The organism is Psychromonas sp. 14N.309.X.WAT.B.A12, assembly GCF_030397575.1.
Lineage (GTDB): Bacteria > Pseudomonadota > Gammaproteobacteria > Enterobacterales > Psychromonadaceae > Psychromonas.
Window position 1 is genome coordinate 98,349 of sequence record NZ_JAPNXS010000003.1, and the last position, 20,549, is coordinate 118,897.

A 20,549-nucleotide genomic window follows, 5' to 3' on the forward strand; every position below is an offset into this window, starting at 1 on the left:
AAATGATAGATAAAGTTGAACAACAAAAAATTGATTTAACCGGGCAAGACCGTTTTGCATGGAATTTGATGGTGAGTTGGATCAGCCAACTAGTGCTGATTTTCTCTGGCTTTATTATGCCGCGTTTGGTGGATGATAAAGTGGGACAAGCGGCTTTAGGTATATGGGATTTTGGTTGGTCATTTGTCAGCTATTTAAGCTTGGTTGGTCTCGGCATGGGGGCTTGCTTCAATCGCTATGTTGCCAAGCATAGAGGTGCAGGTGAACTGACCTTACTTAATTATGTTGCTAATTCAGCCTTATTTGTTCAGTTAATATTTGCTGCTGTGGCAATGTCGGTTACCGTTTTATTTTACCTATTACTACCACCTTATTTTGGCGAAAACCTTGCTGAGAATACTCATACGGCTCAGTTAGTTATTCTTTTTTTAGGAGCAGGAGTTGCTTTTCAAATGGCTTCTGGTTCGGCAAGTGGATTATTAACCGGTTACCATCGGTGGGATATACATAATGCACTGCATGCAGGCGATAGTATATTATCTATTGTCTTAATGGTATTTGCTCTTTATTTCACTGATTTGAATGTTGCTGGAATGGCAATTGGCTACTTGATTTCAACTATTATTTTCCAATCACTTAGATTTGTATTTGTTAATAAAATCTGCAAGGAATTTAAGTTTAATTTAAAAATGGCGAACTGGAAAACAACTAAAATGTTATTAAAGTTTGGCATTAAAAGTATGCTATCTAATGTTCCTCCTATCATTTTGTTACAGACGATCAGTGTGATGTTGGTGAGTTCTATTGGCCCTGCTGCGCTCGCAATTTTTGCTCGCCCTATGGCGTTAACTAAGCAAATCAAAACATTCATGACTAAGTTTACTTTGATGCTGACTCCTACAACAGGCTCCATGCAGGGGGCTGGAGATGCGCAAGCAATTCAGGCGTTGTTCATTAATACCACCAAATTAAGCTTTGCTTTTGCTTTGCCTACTTTAGGTTTGTTGTTCATCTATGGTGATATTGTTCTGCATTATTGGATGGGACCTGAATATGCACTTTGGCCATTAGTAATGATTTTAGCCATTGGCCAGCTACTTCCAATGGGGCAAGATACTTCGATTCGTATATTAATGGGCATGAATCAACATGGCCGTATTTCACTTTTTGCTTTTGTTGCGATTTTTGTATTATTTGGGATAGGGCTTTTATTCACGGGTGTTAAGCAGTGGGAATTAACTACAGCCGCACTATTGTTTGTTATTCCAATGAATATTGTCTATGGCATTATTGTACCTATTTATGCATGTAACGAGCTTAAGCTTTCTTTAAAAACCTATATTTTCAATAGTTTACTTAAGCCATTTCTTTATATTATTCCTTTTTTTACCCTGCTTTCTTTATCTCGCAATGAATATAATCAAGGTGAGTGGTTAAATGCTTGGTTGTTTTTTGGTTGTGCAGGTGTTGTTACCTTAACTATTTACTTCTATTACTTAGTACCAATGAAGCTACGAAAAAAGTGTTTATCTCGATTTAAGTTGCAATCACTATGAAGAAGAAAAATACGGTTAGCCTAAGAAAATATCCATACCCTTACCAAGCAATGCTTGCTATTTGTAGTGATCTTGATGAAACACCTAACAAAGAAATTTATTTTGAAACGGCAAAGTACTTAAATACAACTGAACAAACGTCTTTAGGAAAAGGGGTTGGCTTAGAGGTTGGTAATACGATCTATTTTGATATGCCAAGCCATAATTTTTCTTATACAAATACTGATGATGATGGAAGGGGCAAAATTCATCAATTAATTGAGTCTGGCCATATTGACTGCCTACACTCATTTGGTGACTTTGTTGATGACAGAGTATCAATTGAAAAGTATTGGAATACTATTCAATCAGGAAAACGAAAAATTGAGGTATGGGTAGACCATGCACAAGCCCCAACTAATTTGGATAATGACATTATGCAAGGTCGCGGTGCTGAGCAAGGTACCAAAGCTTATCATAGTGACCTTACAGTACAGTCTGGTGGTCTGCCTTTTATTTGGAAAGGTCGGGTGACGAGTTGTGTTGCGCAAAATGCAAAACGCAGTTATCAAAGTTTATTTAACAAGCTGAAAATTAAAGCATCTATTAAAACCATTGCATTAGAGTTTATTAAAGGTTGGCTGGCTCGATTTGGAAACCAAAAATATGCAATGCATAAAGCTAACAAAGTACTACGTAAAGCAACATTAATAGACGGTACTGAAGTTATTGAATTTATGCGTTGTAACCCAGCATGGGGGGGGGTCTCTTGTTTCGATCAAGCACGTGGTATTCATCATGTATTAACTAAAGAGATGTTAGATACCTTGGTGCAGAATGAAGGTTGTAGTGTTCTATATAGTCATTTAGGTAAAGTGCACTCTATCGAAGAACCGTTTACTGAAGAAACGAGGCAAGCCTTTGAGTTATTAGCTGAGTATCAAGGTAACCAAAAAATATTAACTACCACTACTCGCCGTTTATTAGGCTATAACCGTACAGTTGAAGAATTGGATTTCTCTGTTAAACATATAGGTGAAGAAACCCATATCTATCTTACTACAGATTACAGCGGCGAGGATATTCAAGGTCTGACTTGGTATGTGGAAAATCCTGATTTAACCCTACTATATATTAATGGCGTAAAGTGTCATCGTATAATCATTAATGACAAGGATGATTCGGGACTAGTTAGTATTTCAATCGGATGGGAGCGATTAGTCTTTCCTAAAATGGATAATTAAAAATGCTTGATAAGAAAGTTAATCTTCTTCGGAACTGTTATCGTTGGTTATTAAGGATAATGCTTATTTTGCATTATTTAATATTAAAGTTATTTAAGTTAATACCTCATAAGACTAAAAAAACGAAGCAATTAACTATATTAGCGACAGGCACTTTTTATTCTGACCATTGGTTAATGACTCATTTACACCCTATGGCTAATGCTGATAAGTGTAAGCATTTATTGATGGTGGCATCTACTTCTGTACCAAATATAGATAAAGTTTCTGGACAGTATGCTCCGCGCTGGTTAAGTAAAATATTCGGACAGGTAGGTGCTCGTTTGCTCTTTTTTACATGGGTAGCGATCACTAAAAGGCCTGATGTTTTAGTAGGGTTTCACCTTTTACTTAATGGTTTGTTTGTTGTGGTGTTAGCGAAACTGATTGGTGCTAAATCTGTCTACATTTGTGGTGGTGGGCCAAGAGAAGTTGTTGGAGGTGGGGTTAACACTGAAAATAGAATTTTTAACAAAATTGGACAGCCTGATGACTTTATAGAAAAAATGTTAGTTAAGTCAGTAAATGAAATGGATCTTGTCGTGTCTATGGGAACATCTGCTATTCGTTATTTTAAAGATAAAGGTGTCTCGACAAACTTTGAAATTGTGCCTGGCGGGTTCGATGATTCTGTATTTTGCCCTAGGCCTGAAATAAAAAAACAATATGATTTAATTTTAATAGGTCGTTTGTCTGAAGTAAAAAGAATCGATCGGTTTTTGGAGTCGATACAAATTGCGAAAAAACAACTTCCTCATTTAAATGCGGTAATCGTCGGTGATGGTCCAGATAAAGAAAAATTACAAAAGCTGGCTATCGAGTTAGGTATTGCTGATGATGTATATTTTGCAGGGTGGCAAAATAATGTCGAATATTGGCTTCAGCAATCTCGCTGTTTTGTGTTGACCTCAGATTCCGAAGGTTTATCGCAGGCACTTATTCAGGCAATGATGTGTGGGATCCCTGCCATTAACTCTGATGTTGGCGATTTAAGTGATTTAATTAAAGAAGATAAAAATGGTTATCTTATAACTCCGTTAACCAATGAAAGCTTTGCAAATAGTTATGTGACTATACTTTCTTCTGAAAATAAACTAAAAAAATTGTCGGAAAATGCGTATCACTCTACAACAAAATTTTCTGTTCCTGCAGTCTCACAACATTGGCAGAAAATATATGCAACATTTACCAGTTAGATAAATTAAGCCCATTACTTATGATTCGAATTACATTATTGACCTTACTCATTGCTTATTTAAGTGTTTATGCTTGGAAGGATTGGTTTCGTGGTGCTTGCTGGTTAGTGCTTCTAATTGCTATCTTTCAGCATCCTGATATGCCTAAGGCTGTTGGGGGTATACCTGGTTTAAATCATTGGAACTTTTTATTTCTAAATGTAGTTTTATCTTGGCTTTCTAATAGAAGAAAGCAGAAGTTACTTTGGGAAATGCCGCGTAAAATTAATTTTTTGTTATTTATATATGGCTTTTTTATTGTACTGAGTGTCATCAGATACATGTCAGATCGAAGTGGTGTATTAGAATGGTATGAAGTGATTAATGCTTCTCCACCAGGAGCTATTTCTGATATCAACGAATACTTGATTAATTGTTTTAAGTGGGTCTTTCCAAGCATGATTATTTTTGATGGTTGCCGTAATAGAAAGCAGTATAATTTTGCATTGGGCTCCTTAGCTCTGATGTTCATTTTATTAGCCTTTCAAGTTGTTAAGGCAATGAAGTTAGGTTCATTGACTTTAGGTGGTGATGCGCTACAGCATAAAGCGCTAAAAATTATCTCTGATAGTGTTGGCTTCCACCGAGTTAATATCTCAATGATGATGAGTGGCGCTTTTTGGCTCGTTTTTTGTTTAAAAGAGTTAGTTAGTAAAAAACATTACTGGTTTGTTATATTGCCCAGTTGCCTTATGATATTTCTTGCTATGGCTTTAACGGGAGGCCGAACAGGCTACGGAACTTGGGCTGTACTAGGTTTGCTTTATTGTTTGTTTAAGTGGAAAAAATATATTTTATTAGTCCCATTAATATACATAGCCGTGATTATGTTTGCACCATCTTCGGTTGAGCGACTTAGCTTTGGTTTTAAATCAGATGAAAATTTATACACTCAAGAGGCTAATTTCGAAGAAGATGGAGTTGACTTGTATGAAGTCACTTCTGGCCGGAATTTAGCTTGGCCACTAGTGTGGGAGTCCATTTTAGAGGCCCCATTTTTTGGTTATGGTAGAGATGCTATGGTAAATATAGGGCTTACACTCCAGATGAAGGATTTATATGGCGTATCAGATAGTTTTCCTCATCCGCATAACTCTTATTTACAATGGATTCAAGATAACGGCTTTATAGGTGCCTTGCCTGTATTTTTATTATATTTACTGCTCTTGAAATATTCTTGGAGCCTGTTTCGTGATAATTCTAACCGTTTATATGTAGTTACTGGAGGGGTTTCCTTTGCATTAATAGGAGCCTTTCTAATTGCTTCTATAGGAAGCCAGTCTTTCTATCCTAGAGAAGGCTCTGTTGGTATGTGGGCGGCAATTGGCTTGTTATTACGAGTTTATGTCGAACGTAACAAAAAAAGAAATAATAAAAATAGTTTACTTTTAGATGAATAATACTCGAGCGAATTGCTATAAAATTAACTAATTTTTACATGGGTAAGCTGAAGGTAGGTGCAGATTAAAGAAGCTAAGGTATATTTCTCTAATCTGCCTTGTATTTTTTAACCGATTAATTTGTTATGTCGATACTCAAAATTTCAGGTGCATCAGGTAGATTATATAAAGAAGGTTCTGTTTGACCTCCTGCAGAGTTCTCATAAGCACCAATATCCCAAATAGTTGTATCAGTCCTAATATAGCCTAGTATATCTGATGTGATTGATTCTCCATAAAGGGTTTCATATAGCGCATAAAAACTGGCTTTAGTGCCTTTATCTATAGCTGCAGAGCTTGAAGATAAACTGTAATTTCCATCATCTAAAAAGCTTGGGTCTGCATTAAGACAACTTCCTCCGTTATCATCACATTTGCCCGATGAAACTAACGAAGTTAAATCAGTATATGTTTTTCCATCAATATAAAGTCTTAAAGGATTATAGAAAAGATTGTTTTCAATATCAGAGTTATCGACAGTGGTATCATCGCCTTTTAACATTATCGCATATTGGCTATTTCCGGTATAAGCTCCGTCATGTAGGTTTGCTATAATATTACTTGTTATATCAGCTTCATACCCTGAGACTGCCTCATAGGCAATGCCTCTAATTGCATCTGTAATAGTATTATTACTAATATAAACATTACCGGTATTATAAGCAGTAATCCCCACACCAGTTTGATAGCTAGATATATCACCATGTGTTTCGTTAGTGCTCTCTTTCATACCGTGGATATTATTACCCGTAATGTAGACATCAAAAGCACCTGTGGATTTTATACCAGTTATACATTCAGATATATCATTGTTAATGAACCAAATCCTACTAGGATCATAATGCACTACCATACATTCACCAGGGGAAGATGAAGATGTTTCAATATCATAACAAGTATTACCACTAATGATTACATCGTCTGCCTGTTTTATGTCTACACAATTCTCTCTTTCACTATAGCTTGTGTTTCCTCCATAATAAAAGTGATGTGCATCTACACCTCCGTGAGAGTATTGAACTCCATCGCCACCATTATGATGAGTGGTATTATATAAATGCCAAACATTATTAATATAGCTTCCTGTTTGTAAAGCATGTCGATCATTTTCTGTTTCAGACTCTGAATCACCCATATATGAGATGGTATTGTTATAGGCAATGAAACCTTCAAGTTGTAGTCCATTACTACCTCCTGCTGCAATGCCAGTTGCACCACTTTCTAATGAACCTGTGCCTGTAATAACGGTATTACGCACCATTATGTGATCAGTTTGCAGATCACGATAAGGGCGAACAGAAATCCCTTTATCCCCACTGATATTTAAATTGTCTACATATAGGTAGGTTCCATATAATACAAGTGACATTTTTATTGAGTTACCTTCTGCACCAACGATCCAAACAGGTTCGGATTCAGTACCTTCGGACTTAAGATAGATGGTACTAGTGTATTCGTAAGGTCCACCATGGACTTCAACATAAGAACCAGCTGCCATTGAAGAAGGGAGTCTGCATAGAGGTTCACTCTCAGAGCCATACGTTAATTTCAAAGAGCAATTTTCATTTGAAGCATCAATATAATACATATTAGTTACTTCGGAACTCCAATCTGAGGGGGGGGTAGGCGCTGCAACATCAGGTACTATCCAAGCTGCAGGTATACCCGTTGGGTACTCAAAAGCAAAACTGGTCGTAGAAAGTGTCAATATACAATACGTTCCATATTTTAATAAACGGCTCATTTTTGCTCCATGCTTGCTTTGATACAAATTGATAGTGACAACTAATAAACAATAAGTAATTTTAAAATTAAATAGTCTGTATCATAAGATTATAGAAGCTATTTCTATAAATCCTAGTTTTTGTAGATAACTTAATGATAATTTATCATTCATGCTTCTCAAAGCGGGGAGTTTAACCTTATTTTACTTACATGCTGGGGTATGAATATTTAGTTAGGAATTATTTAAATGAAATAACCTCTTTATATGTGGTGCTTGACAGTTTATTTTAAAAAACAAAAAGTTATTTTAATTTATTTACTTATAGGTATTTGTTGTTTCATTAAAATAATTAAAATTACTTTCTAAAATATTTATGTGGTTTAAGTTTTTATTTCAGTTTTTTGTGTTGTTAATTATAGGTAGAGTTCTTTGAGTAATGTTATAAATGTTGTCCATTATTGGGGAGGCTTTCCTATTATTGCAACTTCTAAATGGCTAAGTGCTTTAAAGCTTGTTGAAAAGTGTGCTGCTAATAATTGGAAAAATTGGCTGGTACTATCCAAGCAACCTGATGATATATCTTTAATTACTCCTTTTATAGAAGCTGGATGTGAAGTTATTTATCACCCAAGATCGCAGGGTAATTTTGACTATAAAAGTATTTATAGAAATTTAAAATTTCTTTTAAAAATAAACTGCACAATATTTCATTGTTATAATGATCATACGAGCCCTATTATAGCTGCAAGACTAGCGAATGTACCTATAAGGCTTTGGTCTAAGTTAGCAATGTCTTCTTATTATGAAGAAGGAGTTTCTCCTAAAGGCTTAAGAAAGTTAATGCCAAGTACTCGTATTACTTGTTGGGCAGCAAGCCAGGTCTTAGCTATTAGTAATGCTGCAAAGCAAGAAATATCTGCGCAAGTTGGCTTTCAAGATAGAGTTGCTGTTGTAGAAGTGCCTGTTGATCTAGATGTTTTCAATTACCTTGAAGGTGCATTAAAAATAAGAAAAGAATTTAATATTTCCTCAAGTGATATTGTTATTACTGCCGTTGGCCACTTTGCAGAGGTTAAAGGTTGGGATATAGCGGTTGAAGCTTTTAGTAAGGTATATAAAAAGTTCCCAAATACGAAATTATTGCTCGTAGGTAAAAAAACTTCCACCGTATTTTATAACAAGATAATGACGCTAATTCAGGAGTTAGGGGTAGAAGGGAAGGTTATTTTTTTAGGTAATAGAAATGATATCCCTTACATATTAAAAGAAAGTGACCTTTTTATTTTTCCTTCTCGGTCTGAAGGTGCTGGTGCAGCGCTTGTAGAGGCAATGGCATCTGGAATACCTTGTGTCGCATCAAATACAGGAGGAATACCGGAGATCATAGAAAATGGTAATAACGGCCTTCTTTTTGAAAGAGACAACGTGCAAGATTTAGCTGAGAAGATAACTAATGTATTATCTGACAGTGATTTGAGTAGTAATTTAGTTGAGTCTGCTAAGAAAGGTTTACAAAGGTTTAGTATTGAAAGGTATGTAGATAATGTATCTAATCATTATAAAAATTTACTTGAGTACCAGAAATAATTTTCCCGTTAATTTTGTTGATTCGAGAGATATATAACTATGACAACTAAAGCTTTTATTAAGAGAATATTTTTAAAGGCTTTATTTAGAACTGGGTTGTTAAGAATCCTACATCACAAAAACCGTCATAAAATTTGTGTGCTAATGGTGCATGGTGTCATGGATATTGATACCAAAACTATTTGGTCTCCACTTCGTAAGCAAATTCCTGTTAAAGAGTTCGACCGAACTCTAGGCATGCTTTCTCAGTACTATCATTTTATTACCGTACAACAGTCTATCGACATCTTAAGCGGTAAAATTCCACCTATTGATAATGCTTTATTGATTACATTTGATGATGGCTACCGTAATAATATTGATTATGCGCTTCCTATTTGTGAGAAATATAATATCAAGCCAGTTTTATTTGTTGCTACTAATCATGTTAATTCAGGGCTTCCTTTTTGGTTTGACCGTCTTGATTATGCTTTGCAACAAAATGCGGGAGAGGTTATTTCCTTATCCTATAATAATGAAGTTTATACCTTTGATGCAACAAGCCGTAATGCTTTAACTATTAGCTACAAAAAATTTCGTGATATTTGTAAGGATAAATTTAGCGACGATATTGAGCTCAATAATCTATTTGATTATTTGTGTGAAACCTTAGAAAAGCGTTCAGCATCTGCTTTAAAAGATATTTGTCATGAAGATGATTGGTCTGCAATTGTTACATGGGACGTTCTAAAAAGACTAACGTCAGACAATCGTATTGATGTTGCAAGCCATACTCAGGATCATTTACGCTTAGATTGCTTAATAAAAAGCAAAATATTATCACAGATAAAGCAATCAAAAATCTGTATTGAAAAGGAATTAGCAGTCAAATGTGATTATTTTTGTTATCCTAATGGCAATTATAATAAGCTTTCTAAACAGTTGGTAAAAGAAGTTGGTTATCAAGCTGCATTTTCAACGGATGTTGGGTTGTGTCAATCAAAGGATGATTTAATGACATTAAAACGTTTTAACTTTCCTGCGCATAAAACAATTCCTGAACTGTTATTCCTGTTTAATACGAAATAATAACTATCTCGTTTTATCTATTTCATTGCTAGGGTTGTAAATTATCATGTTAAATATTTGTCTTGTTGCTCATTTTGCCTATGGTGCAGTTACTGGTGGAAGTCATGGCTCAATTGGTGGTGTGGAACGACAAACGAGTTTGATGGCTAAATGGTTGGTGGCAAGAGGGCATAAAGTTTCTTTGTTAACTTGGTCTGAAGGATCCGATGAAGACGAAGTGATAGAGGGCATCAATGTGATTAAAATATGTCGTCAAGATTCAGGTTTAAAAGGACTTCGTTTCTTTCATCCTCGTTGGACTGGTTTAAATAGTGCAATGAAGCGTGCCGATGCTGATATTTATTATCAAAACTGTGGTGAATACATAACAGGGCAAGTTGCGCTATGGTGTAAGTTGCATAACAAAAAATTTTTATACTCTTTAGCAAATGATTCTGATGCTGATTATAAATTGCCAGTAATGAACACCTATCGAGAAAGGATTTTATATCGTTATGGTTTAGCCAATGCGGATTATATTTTATCGCAAACTAAAAAACAGATGAACTCTCTAAAGTCTGGTTTTAAACTCAATTCTGAAATAATGCCTATGCCATGCCCTGGTCCTAATCGTGATGAGTATGAAAAAATCGTTTTAAATCAAAAATCACCTTCTATTTTATGGGCAGCGAGAATCCATGAAAGTAAACGATTAGAGTTGTTTTTAGAAGTCGCAAAAAGTCTTCCTGAGTATCAGTTTATTATTGGTGGCAGCCCTAAACAAGAAGATGCCTATTTTAAAAGCGTATTAAATACGATGAATAAGCTCCATAACGTAACCTATTTAGGTATGGTTGCTCGTGCTGATATGCCCAATTTATATCGTAGTGCAAGTGTGTTTTGTTGTTCATCGGTTTATGAAGGGTTTCCTAATACCTTTTTAGAAGCATGGAGCCAAGGGGTGCCTATTGTTTCTACCTTTGACCCAGACCACCTTATCAGAGATCGTGAGTTAGGCTTTGATGCTGTTACAAAAGATGATTTGGTATCAGGTATTAGAAAGTTATGTTCTGACCCTGAGTTATGGCAACAGTATTCTAATAATGCGCGTGAATATTATGTAAAGAATCACTCTGTTAACCAAGTGATGGAACGTTTCGAAGCTATTTTCGCTGAATTATCACAATAAGGGGGATAAATGCCAATTAGATTAGCGTTTGTAACCCAGTTTCCTATTGAACTAGGTAGACCACATGGTGGGGTTGAAGCTGTTAGTGTTAATTTAGTACCTGCGTTAGCCGCCTATTCTGAATTTGAACTACATGTAATAACCTTGTGCCCAGACACCAAGCTTGAATCCATTGAAAAGCTTGAAAATATAACTATTCACCGCATTCCCAAACCTTCTGGAAGTGAGTTAATAAATGCATTAACAACTGGCAAACGGTTGATCGAACATAAAATCAGAGAAATATCTCCCGATTTAATTCATGCTCATGATACTTACGGCATTATGGTTAAGGATTTAAGTATCCCTAAAGTATTTACTATCCATGGTTTTATTTATGGGGATACATTATTAGCAAATGGAAAATTTAAAGCGATACGTTCTAGAATATGGGAATTTATCGAGAAGTCGAGTTGGCGAAAACAACCTAATATTATTTCCATTAGTCCTTATGTTAGAGAGAGATTAACAGGGGTAACAAAAGCGCATATTTTTGATATCGATAATCCTATCTCAGGCATATTTTTTGATTTAACAAAACAGCTCAATAAGAAAATTATATTTACATCTGCAGTGATCACCCCTCGTAAAAATGTATTGCAGCTAGTGAAAGCGTTGAAAATACTTGCTGATAAAGGCATTGAGGTTGAGCTAAGAATTGCTGGTGGTATTACGGATCAAGCTTATGCAGATCAACTAACGCAATTTATTGAGACAAATAACTTACAAAAAAATGTCACTCTTTTAGGGCGTATCCCCACTGCTCAAGTCCAAGCTGAACTATGTAATGCAACTTTATATGCATTAGTTTCTCTGGAAGAAAATTCGCCTATGGGAATCGAAGAAGCAATGGCCGTAGGGGTCCCTGTGGTAACTTCTAACCGTTGTGGTATGCCTTATATGGTAAAAAATGGCGAAACAGGTTATTTGATCAATCCTTTTGATGAACACAATATTGCTAATAAATGTGAGTTAATTTTAAATGATCCTGAGCTTGCCAATAAAATGCAGTGTAAAGCAAAGCAGTTAGCACGAGAGCTATACCATGTAGAAAAAGTAGCAGAGAGAACCATTGCTGTTTATCATGAAGTGCTCATGTAATGAGGTTATTTATATTAGGAGCTTATTTTGTTTAAAAGAATTTCAGTACATAGCTTATTTGTAGCCTCTCTATTTGTATTGCTTGTGGTCAGTGCGCCTGTTTTACTCACTATTTTCGACGAATGGAATAGTGACGGGCCCTATAGCCATGGGTTTTTAGGGATTATTGTTGTGGCCTACGTTTTTTATCTACAACGACATCACTTACAGATCACTCTTTTATCTAAAAGGCATTACGCGCTTGCTTTAGTGTGTTTGGTGTCGAGTCTGTCTATTTCTTTGGTTGCGTTGTTATCTAGTATCCAACAATTACAGCAATTAGCCTTTTTTAGTATCCTAGTTTCTCTGCTTTTCTGCTTTTATGGTTGGCAGGTTATTTGCTCTTTTTTCATTCCTTTACTGATGCTGCTACTTATTTTACCGGTTTGGAATATGTTGCAGTTGCCTTTACGTGAGCTGTCAACGCAAGCTGGAGTGTGGGGGCCTGAGTTACTAGGCATTGCCGTAGACCGTGATGATTATCGACTGTCTACAGCGGGCGGTATGTTCGATGTTGATCCAGCTTGTTCTGGTCTAGGCTTCTTTATGGTGGCTGCTTTGCTTACATTTTGTGTAAGTTACTTTAATAAACTCTCTACCAAACGAACCTTAACATTTTTACTTATTAGTCTAGCGGTCGCTATTATTGCCAATTGGTTAAGGGTGATGATTATCATCATAGTGGGCACTTACACAGAGATGAACCATTTTATCGTGCATGACCATCTTACTTTTGGGTGGATTGTGTTTGCTATATGTTTAATTCCACTTATTTATATTGCTCGTACCTATTTTGAAGAAAGGTCTGAAGATGATACTTCTGAAACTGTTAAGCCAGTAGCTAATGATGATTTCTCTTTAAATAAAACACAGATATGCGTGACTTTGATTGTTTTTGTTTCTTTTGTTGCAGCCTCTTATTGGATTCCTTCTCGCTATGATAAAAATTATGCGTTTGTTGAACCAAGTTTAGTCAATTATCAAATAGTTAGTCGTGACAAAGCTTACAGTCCAAGTTGGAAGCCTTACTCACAAGGGGCAACTAAAGAGCGGTTCTCTTATTACATTGAGAAGTCATTAGGTTTTCAGGTTTATTTGGCAGATTACTATAAACAAGAACAAGCCAAAGAGATGATTTTTGTAGAAAATTACTTATTTGATGAAGATTTTTGGATGGAAGTGGCAGATAAAAAGCTGTCTATTTCGGAAGCACCTGCATTGGATCAAGCTAATTTATTCGTATTAAAAAAATCTGCTCATCGGTATCGATTAATTGCTTCTTGGTATGTCATTAATGGGATTATGACTAGTGATAAAAAAATTGCCAAATTAGCTGAGGTCAAAGCAGCATTATTGGGTCAACCTGGGGCAACGTTAGTTGCAGTTAGTTTTGATTTTGATGGTGATGATCAAGCCAGCGCTGAGCAACAATTAAGTAAGTTTATTACAGCTTATCTTAATTCAAATAAATCATAATTTAAGGGATTAAATCCAATGCAATCTATAACTTGGTACATTAAACGTATTCAGATGATGAGTTTAAGCGAAATAACTTGGCGAATTATCTCGCTTTCAGCTGCTTGGGTAGAGCGTATAAGAGTCCAGTTTAACTGGGTGCCTAAAGTTCAGTTTGTAAAAGGTTATCAGGTTAGCTCAGATTTCATGCCTGGTTTTAGTGTTTTTAAAGGGCAATTAGAAGAGCATAAGCCTGAGTGGAAAACCCCTTTATTAGCAAAAGCCGATATGGTGATTGAACATAGATTAAGCTACTTTGATTTGCAGGATAAGCATCTAGAGACTCCGATTAATTGGCATAAAGATCATAGTGCGAATATCTATTCAAATACTGGTCATATCTTAGATGTTAACTATCGCGACTTTAAGGTTAATGGTGACTGTAAGCTTGTTTGGGAGCCAAATCGCCACCATCAAATGGTAGTACTAGCTAGAGCCTATCAAGTCACAGGAGACATTAAGTATGCACAAGCAGTTGTTGAGCAAATAACTGACTGGCTGAATCAAAATCCTTACGGTAAAGGTATGAATTGGCGTAGTCCTCTAGAGCTAGCAATTCGCCTAATCAATTGGGTTTGGACAATTGATCTGATTAAAGATAGTGGATTATTTGTAGGGGACTTTAAAGCGCGCCTATTAGAAAGTGTTTTTCTACATTGTCGTGACGTTAGTAGTAAATTCTCTCAAGGTACTTCTGCTAACAATCATTTGGTAGGAGAAGCTGCTGGTGTATATATTGCGGCCAGTTATTTCTCAATGTTACAAGATGCCGCTATTTGGAAAAATAATAGTAAGCGGGTACTGGAGAGAGAGATAGTAGCGCAAAGCTTTGCCGATGGTTGTACTAAAGAGCATGCCTTTAGCTATCAGTTTTTTGTACTGCAGTTTTATCTTTTTACAGGTTTAGCTGGTAAGTGGGCCGGTGACGATTTTTCTGAGAGTTATTGGGATACGTTAAAACGCTTATCGGAATTTGTTGTTCGTATCGCTGAAGGTGGCGAGTATTACCCTATGCTAGGCGACCAAGATGATGGTTATGTATTAGATCTTGGAGATCATGTACATGACATTAATGCGCTTACTGATGTCGTTGGCTATTTTTATGATGATTCGATTTTCGCATCTACTCAAGCTTGTGAGTCTAGTTTTTGGTTATTTAATAATAAACAAGAAAAAATTAATCAAGGCGTATTAGCAGACTCTGGTTTAAATTCTGCTGCTTTTGAGGATTCAGGTTACTATTTACTACAAGGTGGTAAGGCTAGCGAGAACAACCAAGCTAGTATTTTAATGGATGTCGCAGAGTTAGGTTATACGGCGATTGCGGCTCATGGTCACGCGGATGCTTTAAGCTGTGTTGTGCGTATTAATCAGCATGATTTATTCGTTGATACAGGTACCTATGATTATTTCAGCTTTCCCGAATGGCGTAATCATTTCCGCAAAACACAGGCACATAACACATTAGAAATTGATGGGTTAGATCAATCAGTGATGACAGGGCCTTTTATGTGGGAATCGCATGCACAGGCATCTTGTATTGAATGGTCTCCAACAGATAGTGGGGGAAAAATTGTTGCTGCTCATGATGGTTATCAACGTTTAGCATCACCTGTTACTCACCAACGCGATGTTGAACTAGATATCACACAACAACAGATAATCATTACTGACCATGTTAAAGCACAAGCACATCATCAAGTTGCCATCTATTTTCACTTCTCTGAATGTTGTCAGGATATACGTATTGAAGAGGGGATTTGCTATTTAACACTAGGTGATAATGAGATAGTGATTACATTACCTGAGCAAGTTAAAGCAACTCTAGTACAAGGCGTACCTAATGATGATGCTCAAATTCCTTCAATAGGTTGGTTGAGTCGTGGCTACCACCAAAAAGTACCTATTACGACTTTAGTACTTAATGCTGGTATTAATCGAGATAGTGAATTTGTGACTAGTATTGTCTGGAAATAAATTGCTAACGAGTTGGTTTTAAATATTTCCCCGTTGGCCAAATAGTTAAAAAGTTAAAGAGTGTATTTTTTATCTTATTTGGCCAAATAAGCAGGTGTTGGCCATTACGCTGCTTAGCTAACCAGCGTCTTTTATGATTCGTATATTGCCCTAGAAAATCATAATCAGTTAACCTCTCTTCAATACACTTTTTCATAACATGGTAACGTAAAACTTGCCCTGTGCCTTTTTGGAATTCAGGGTTAAAACCTTCTTGTAAAGCAAAAAACTGATCACGATATACATAACCAATTTGTACTGCTTGGGTTTCGCCATCACACGTTAATTCAGCTAATCTTAACCAACCTTTTTGTAAAGCTTTATGAGCAAAGTCTTGATAGAAACTCGCCATTTCTGGGCGTCGCTGAAATGAACCTTTAAGGCCTGCTTTCTGCCAACGTAAGTTATGTAGTTCAAATAATTTGTTTAATGCAGTACTCAGGAGATTAGGATCTTCACAACAGGTTACTTGCCATTTCCCATGGTTGGTTAAATAACCTTTTGTTTGCTTAATATTCGTGCGTAAGCTTTTTGAAAGAGCTGGTAGGAGCTGATCCGAAAGCAGAGTCAAATCGGTGTTCGCAAAATCAACATCCCGTGCAGCTGTATTTAGTTCAGGAACTTGTGCCAATGACTTTAATAGGCTTTGCCCACCAACTGTCCACGTAGATACATTAGTGTACCAAATAAGGTCCCAATGGAAGCTGGCTTGCTTTAATCGTAGTGTCTGCCAAAGTTGTGTTTTTAGTTTTACACTGTCGTGTTTTCTCACAATAAAATTAGAATATTCTGAACCAATCCCTTGATCACCAGCAAAACGCAATACTTGGTAGGTTAATGTGTTAAGGAGACGGTAAGGTTGAATATAAAAGGGAGCTATAGCGATCGGTTTGTTATTTTCTTTTAATACAATAAAAAATAACTGAGTTTCATAAGGGCAAGTTTTTTGCCAGCTCTCCATCCATTCCCAAGTGAGAAATATATTATCAGCATCAGATTGTTCTAATAAGGTATTCCAGTTAGCTTGTAATGTTTTTATTTCAGACCACGAGGTCATAACATAAGAGGTAATAACTGACATATTGTAATAAATACCTTATCTGCAAATTAGCTATAAAAATCACATTGATAGAATGTGTTCTTTTATTAAGTAGAAACTAAGCAATTTTGTTTAATATTATCGTGATTTAAACCAATATATGAAGAAAGATTATATTTTATTGTAAAAGAAAACAGGTAAATAGAGGCATTAGTTTAATTTAATCCGCATTTATTTGACCTCTGCAGTTTAATCGCATGATCTATTATTTTGCTATGCTATTATGTTTTCACTATTAATTGTCAATGAGAGTAAAATGACTACGCAACAAAATGAAAATATCCACATTCAATCAGAAACTATTTTAATCACACCAGCAGAGCTTAAAGCGTCTTTGCCCGCTTCTGATAGTGTGTATCAATTCATTAATGAATCTCGTCAAACTATATCTAATATCGTACACAAAAAAGACCCGCGTTTTCTTGTTATTTGTGGCCCGTGTTCTATTCATGATATTGAAGCAGCTAAAGATTATGCATCACGTTTGAAAGAGTTACATGAACAATATAAAGATACCCTATATATTGTAATGCGAGTTTATTTTGAAAAACCACGTACTACTGTTGGTTGGAAAGGTTTAATCAATGACCCTCATATGGACGATTCTTTTGATATCGAAACAGGTCTTAAAAAAGCACGTGAATTACTGCTTTGGATCTCTGAATTAGGTCTACCAATTGCAACTGAAGCGTTAGACCCAATTAGCCCACAATACATTGGTGACCTATTTAGTTGGGCTGCAATTGGTGCGCGTACCACTGAATCACAAACTCACCGTGAAATGGCAAGTGGTTTATCAACACCGGTTGGCTTTAAAAACGGTACTGACGGTAGCCTATCAACTGCTGTAAATGCAATGCAATCAGCTTCATCTCCACATCGTTTCATGGGGATTAACCAAGCTGGCCAAAGTGCATTATTACAAACAGCGGGTAACAAAGATGGACACGTGATTTTACGTGGTGGTGGCGGTAAGCCAAACTATGATTCGATCAATGTTGCATTAGCCGAACAGGCGTTAGCAAAAGCGAATATGGAAGAGATCCTAATCGTTGATTGTAGCCATGAAAACTCTAGCAAAAACCATGAATTACAACCGCTAGTTGCAAAAAATGTTTTCCATCAAGTCGTTGAAGGTAATAAATCAATTATTGGTATTATGCTAGAAAGCCACATTAATGCTGGTAATCAGCCTGCTTCGTTATCTGCTGAAAAGTTACAATACGGTGTATCTGTTACTGATGCATGTATTGACTGGCAGACAACATGTGAACTACTTGAGCAAGCGACTGTGTTATTAAAAGACGCTATCAAAACTAGATAAGAAGTAAATTATGCCTTTAAGTAAATTACGAGATCAAATTGATGCTGTTGACCAGCAAATTATTGATCTATTAGCTGAGCGTTTACGCTTAGTAGGTGAAGTTGGTGAAGTAAAAACTAAACATGGTTTACCTATATATGCCCCAGATCGTGAAGCTGCAATGCTGGCTAAACGTCGAGAAGAAGCTGAAGCAAAAGGGGTCCCTGCAAATTTAATTGAAGATATCTTACGTCGTACTATGCGTGAGTCTTACGCTAGTGAAAACGAAACTGGTTTTAAAACAGTTAACCCTGATATGAAACGTATTGTGATTATTGGTGGTAATGGTTTATTAGGACAACGTTTTGTTGAGATGTTTAAGTTATCGGGTTACGAAGTTGACGTATTAGGTCGCACTAACTGGGATCAAGCAGAAGTTATTTGTAGCAAAGCGGGCTTAGTGATTGTTGGTTCACCGATTGATGTAACAACAGATGTAATTAAGCAGCTTAACTTCTTACCTAAAGACTGTATTTTAGCAGATATCACCAGTGTTAAAGATGAACCCTTGACTGAAATGTTAGCGGTGCATGAAGGCCCTGTAGTCGGCTTGCACCCAATGTTTGGTCCTGATATTTCTAGCTTTGCAAAACAAGTGATTGTTTACTGTGATGGACGTGGCGCAGATAAATACCAATGGTTAATTGAGCAGATGAAAATATGGGGTGCACATCTTTATCCTGTTGCTGCACCTACTCATGATGAGTCGATGACGTTAATACAAGCCTTACGTCATTTTACTAGTTTTGTATACGGTGTACACCTGCAAGAAGTGGATGCAGACTTAGAGCAGTTATTAGATCTAAGCTCTCCTATTTATCGTTTAGAGTTAGCAATGGTAGGACGTTTATTTGCACAAGAGCCAGCACTATATGCTGATATTATCCTATCGCAAAAAAATAACTTAACGATGATCAAGCGATACCATAAGCACTTCTCTGATGCTATTGAGCTATTGGAAAATAATAATCGTGAAGAGTTTATTGAGCGTTTTAAGTCTGTGACTAACTGGATGGGCGATTACTCCTCGTTATTCTTAGATGAAAGCCGCGTGATGCTGCAACAGGCACATGATAATCGCCACTACGAGAATAAATAATAATCAGTAAACAGTATACAAGGAGGCATTAGCCTCCTTTTTTATTGCCTAAAGTTTAAAAATATTAGTAAATTCATTAAATAACTACTCTATTTAGGCGTAGCGAAAATGAATGAAAGCAAGAGTTTGATTGCAGTAACTAGTTATTCTAAGACAAAGTGAATAACGCAGCTAGCATATATTTTAACAAGCATAAATAGGTCATATTATCGGAGTTGGTAAAATAGCTATTATATTAAATAAGTGATGTTAACTTTACACAGAGTAAGTAATTTAGTTTGAGGCTCAAATTGAGATATCAAGTCATAGTTCCTTGACCAAGACGAGTGCCAAGAAAATAAACTATTTTATTAAGAAAACAGGGGAAATGACTGCGATTAGTATCAAGCAAGTTGAATCGCAAGATCAAAAAAGGAGGCAATGTGCCTCCTTGTTGTTTTTATAATGGCTTATTTTTTGAAGCCAAAGTCTTTATGCAGCAAATTCTTTATTCATTTTGATTTCAGCATCTGATTCAATTTCAACCTCTGGCTCTTCTATCGGCTCACCTGAAATTTCACCGTTACGACATAACTCTTTACCGTTATTTTTCGCTCGGTTTGCTTCGTCTTTATGAATGTGTTTGTTTAACTGACGCTCGATTTTTTGGAATAGTTGCGTAATGGCAACGTATAAGTCGTCATGCTCTGCATGAGCAAATATTTTACCGTTTGGAACACCGATGGTGCCTTCAATTTTGACGCCTTTAGGTTCCTTGGTAATGATGAAGTGTGGTTTGATTAGTGAAACTTGTAGTTTCTGTAACTTTTCGAAGCGTTCCTCTACTTTTGCGCGCATTGTGTCTGTGATAGTCATTTGTTTGCTAGTAATTTCAATTCTCATATAGGACACCTTTTAGTTATACACTTATTGTGTTCAGTAATAGATTAGGCTTTTCAATCTAATTTAAATGTGATTTTAGTCACATAAAATAAGCCTTATCGATAAACCAATTTAATCTTTGATCTAAGCATATTTTTTAAAAAAAATTGCAATTTTTACTTGCTGAATTGCGATACTTAGTTTGTACAAATCATAAATGAGTTTTATTTGTTTATTTCAGTTTTAATCTCCTGTTTTTGTGTTTAAAAATCTTTCTTTAACTTAATCATTTGATATCTTAAATACTCTTGTGCGATTACTTTATTAGAGCTACTTTGTTTTATGAATCAGATTAAGCATATACACAGTTACATAT

15 protein-coding genes are annotated in these 20,549 nt (G+C 36.0%); 12 read left to right on the plus strand and 3 right to left on the minus strand.

Going from position 1 to position 20,549, the window contains the following annotated elements; genetic code table 11:
* Window positions 1–2 precede the first annotated feature (2 nt).
* Genes OW492_RS05315 through OW492_RS05330 form a run of 4 tightly spaced genes read left to right on the plus strand, consistent with a single transcriptional unit; the run spans window position 3 to window position 5,453 of the window.
* A complete protein-coding gene (locus tag OW492_RS05315) occupies window positions 3–1,556 on the plus strand; it encodes an MATE family efflux transporter (protein WP_290038899.1) in 1,554 nt (517 codons plus the stop codon).
* Window positions 1,553–2,779 (plus strand): hypothetical protein, encoded by a 1,227-nt coding sequence (locus OW492_RS05320; RefSeq protein WP_290038900.1) that lies wholly within the window; start codon window positions 1,553–1,555, stop codon window positions 2,777–2,779. Before OW492_RS05315 ends, OW492_RS05320 begins: the two co-directional genes overlap by 4 nt.
* 2 nt (window positions 2,780–2,781) lie before the next feature.
* Complete coding sequence (locus tag OW492_RS05325) at window positions 2,782–4,014, plus strand: glycosyltransferase (protein ID WP_290038901.1); 1,233 nt, start codon at window positions 2,782–2,784, stop codon at window positions 4,012–4,014.
* Window positions 3,981–5,453: an O-antigen ligase family protein gene (locus tag OW492_RS05330; RefSeq protein ID WP_290038902.1), complete on the plus strand. Its 1,473-nt coding sequence runs from the start codon at window positions 3,981–3,983 to the stop codon at window positions 5,451–5,453. The genes OW492_RS05325 and OW492_RS05330 overlap by 34 nt, the downstream gene beginning before the upstream one ends.
* A 115-nt stretch (window positions 5,454–5,568) precedes the next feature.
* Here the strand turns inward: OW492_RS05330 and OW492_RS05335 are convergent, their stop codons facing one another.
* Entirely contained in the window at window positions 5,569–7,236 is a 1,668-nt protein-coding gene (locus OW492_RS05335) for a hypothetical protein (protein WP_290038903.1), read from the minus strand.
* A 411-nt stretch (window positions 7,237–7,647) separates the two neighbouring features.
* On the opposite strand from OW492_RS05335, the gene OW492_RS05340 reads away from it, so the two are divergent.
* From OW492_RS05340 to OW492_RS05365, 6 genes are read left to right on the plus strand one after another with little or no spacing between them, the layout of a single operon-like run.
* The gene (locus tag OW492_RS05340; protein ID WP_290038904.1) at window positions 7,648–8,805 is read left to right on the plus strand and encodes a glycosyltransferase family 4 protein; all 1,158 of its coding nucleotides are present in this window, start codon (window positions 7,648–7,650) and stop codon (window positions 8,803–8,805) included.
* A 39-nt stretch (window positions 8,806–8,844) separates the two neighbouring features.
* Window positions 8,845–9,873, plus strand: a complete 1,029-nt coding sequence (locus OW492_RS05345; RefSeq protein ID WP_290038905.1) for a polysaccharide deacetylase family protein — start codon at window positions 8,845–8,847, stop codon at window positions 9,871–9,873.
* A 46-nt stretch (window positions 9,874–9,919) separates the two neighbouring features.
* A complete protein-coding gene (locus tag OW492_RS05350) occupies window positions 9,920–11,041 on the plus strand; it encodes a glycosyltransferase family 4 protein (protein ID WP_290038906.1) in 1,122 nt (373 codons plus the stop codon).
* A 9-nt stretch (window positions 11,042–11,050) separates the two neighbouring features.
* Window positions 11,051–12,181 (plus strand): glycosyltransferase family 4 protein, encoded by a 1,131-nt coding sequence (locus OW492_RS05355; protein ID WP_290038907.1) that lies wholly within the window; start codon window positions 11,051–11,053, stop codon window positions 12,179–12,181.
* 27 nt (window positions 12,182–12,208) lie between these two features.
* Window positions 12,209–13,696, plus strand: coding sequence for an exosortase C-terminal domain/associated protein EpsI (locus tag OW492_RS05360; RefSeq protein ID WP_290038908.1), 1,488 nt, complete (start codon window positions 12,209–12,211; stop codon window positions 13,694–13,696).
* A gap of 18 nt (window positions 13,697–13,714) precedes the next feature.
* Window positions 13,715–15,712, plus strand: a complete 1,998-nt coding sequence (locus tag OW492_RS05365; protein WP_290038909.1) for an alginate lyase family protein — start codon at window positions 13,715–13,717, stop codon at window positions 15,710–15,712.
* Between the two features lie 4 nt (window positions 15,713–15,716).
* Here the strand turns inward: OW492_RS05365 and OW492_RS05370 are convergent, their stop codons facing one another.
* A complete protein-coding gene (locus tag OW492_RS05370; protein WP_290038910.1) occupies window positions 15,717–16,832 on the minus strand; it encodes a GNAT family N-acetyltransferase in 1,116 nt (371 codons plus the stop codon).
* Window positions 16,833–17,106: 274 nt separating this feature from the next.
* Here OW492_RS05370 and OW492_RS05375 point away from each other — a divergent pair, with 274 nt between their 5' ends.
* Both OW492_RS05375 and tyrA read left to right on the plus strand, forming a co-directional pair.
* Complete coding sequence (locus OW492_RS05375; RefSeq protein WP_290038911.1) at window positions 17,107–18,174, plus strand: 3-deoxy-7-phosphoheptulonate synthase; 1,068 nt, start codon at window positions 17,107–17,109, stop codon at window positions 18,172–18,174.
* A gap of 10 nt (window positions 18,175–18,184) precedes the next feature.
* Window positions 18,185–19,312: a bifunctional chorismate mutase/prephenate dehydrogenase gene (tyrA, locus tag OW492_RS05380; protein ID WP_290038912.1), complete on the plus strand. Its 1,128-nt coding sequence runs from the start codon at window positions 18,185–18,187 to the stop codon at window positions 19,310–19,312.
* Between the two features lie 471 nt (window positions 19,313–19,783).
* Here tyrA and raiA read toward each other — a convergent pair whose 3' ends face one another.
* A complete protein-coding gene (raiA, locus tag OW492_RS05385) occupies window positions 19,784–20,194 on the minus strand; it encodes a ribosome-associated translation inhibitor RaiA (RefSeq protein WP_113817583.1) in 411 nt (136 codons plus the stop codon).
* Window positions 20,195–20,549: the final 355 nt, after the last annotated feature.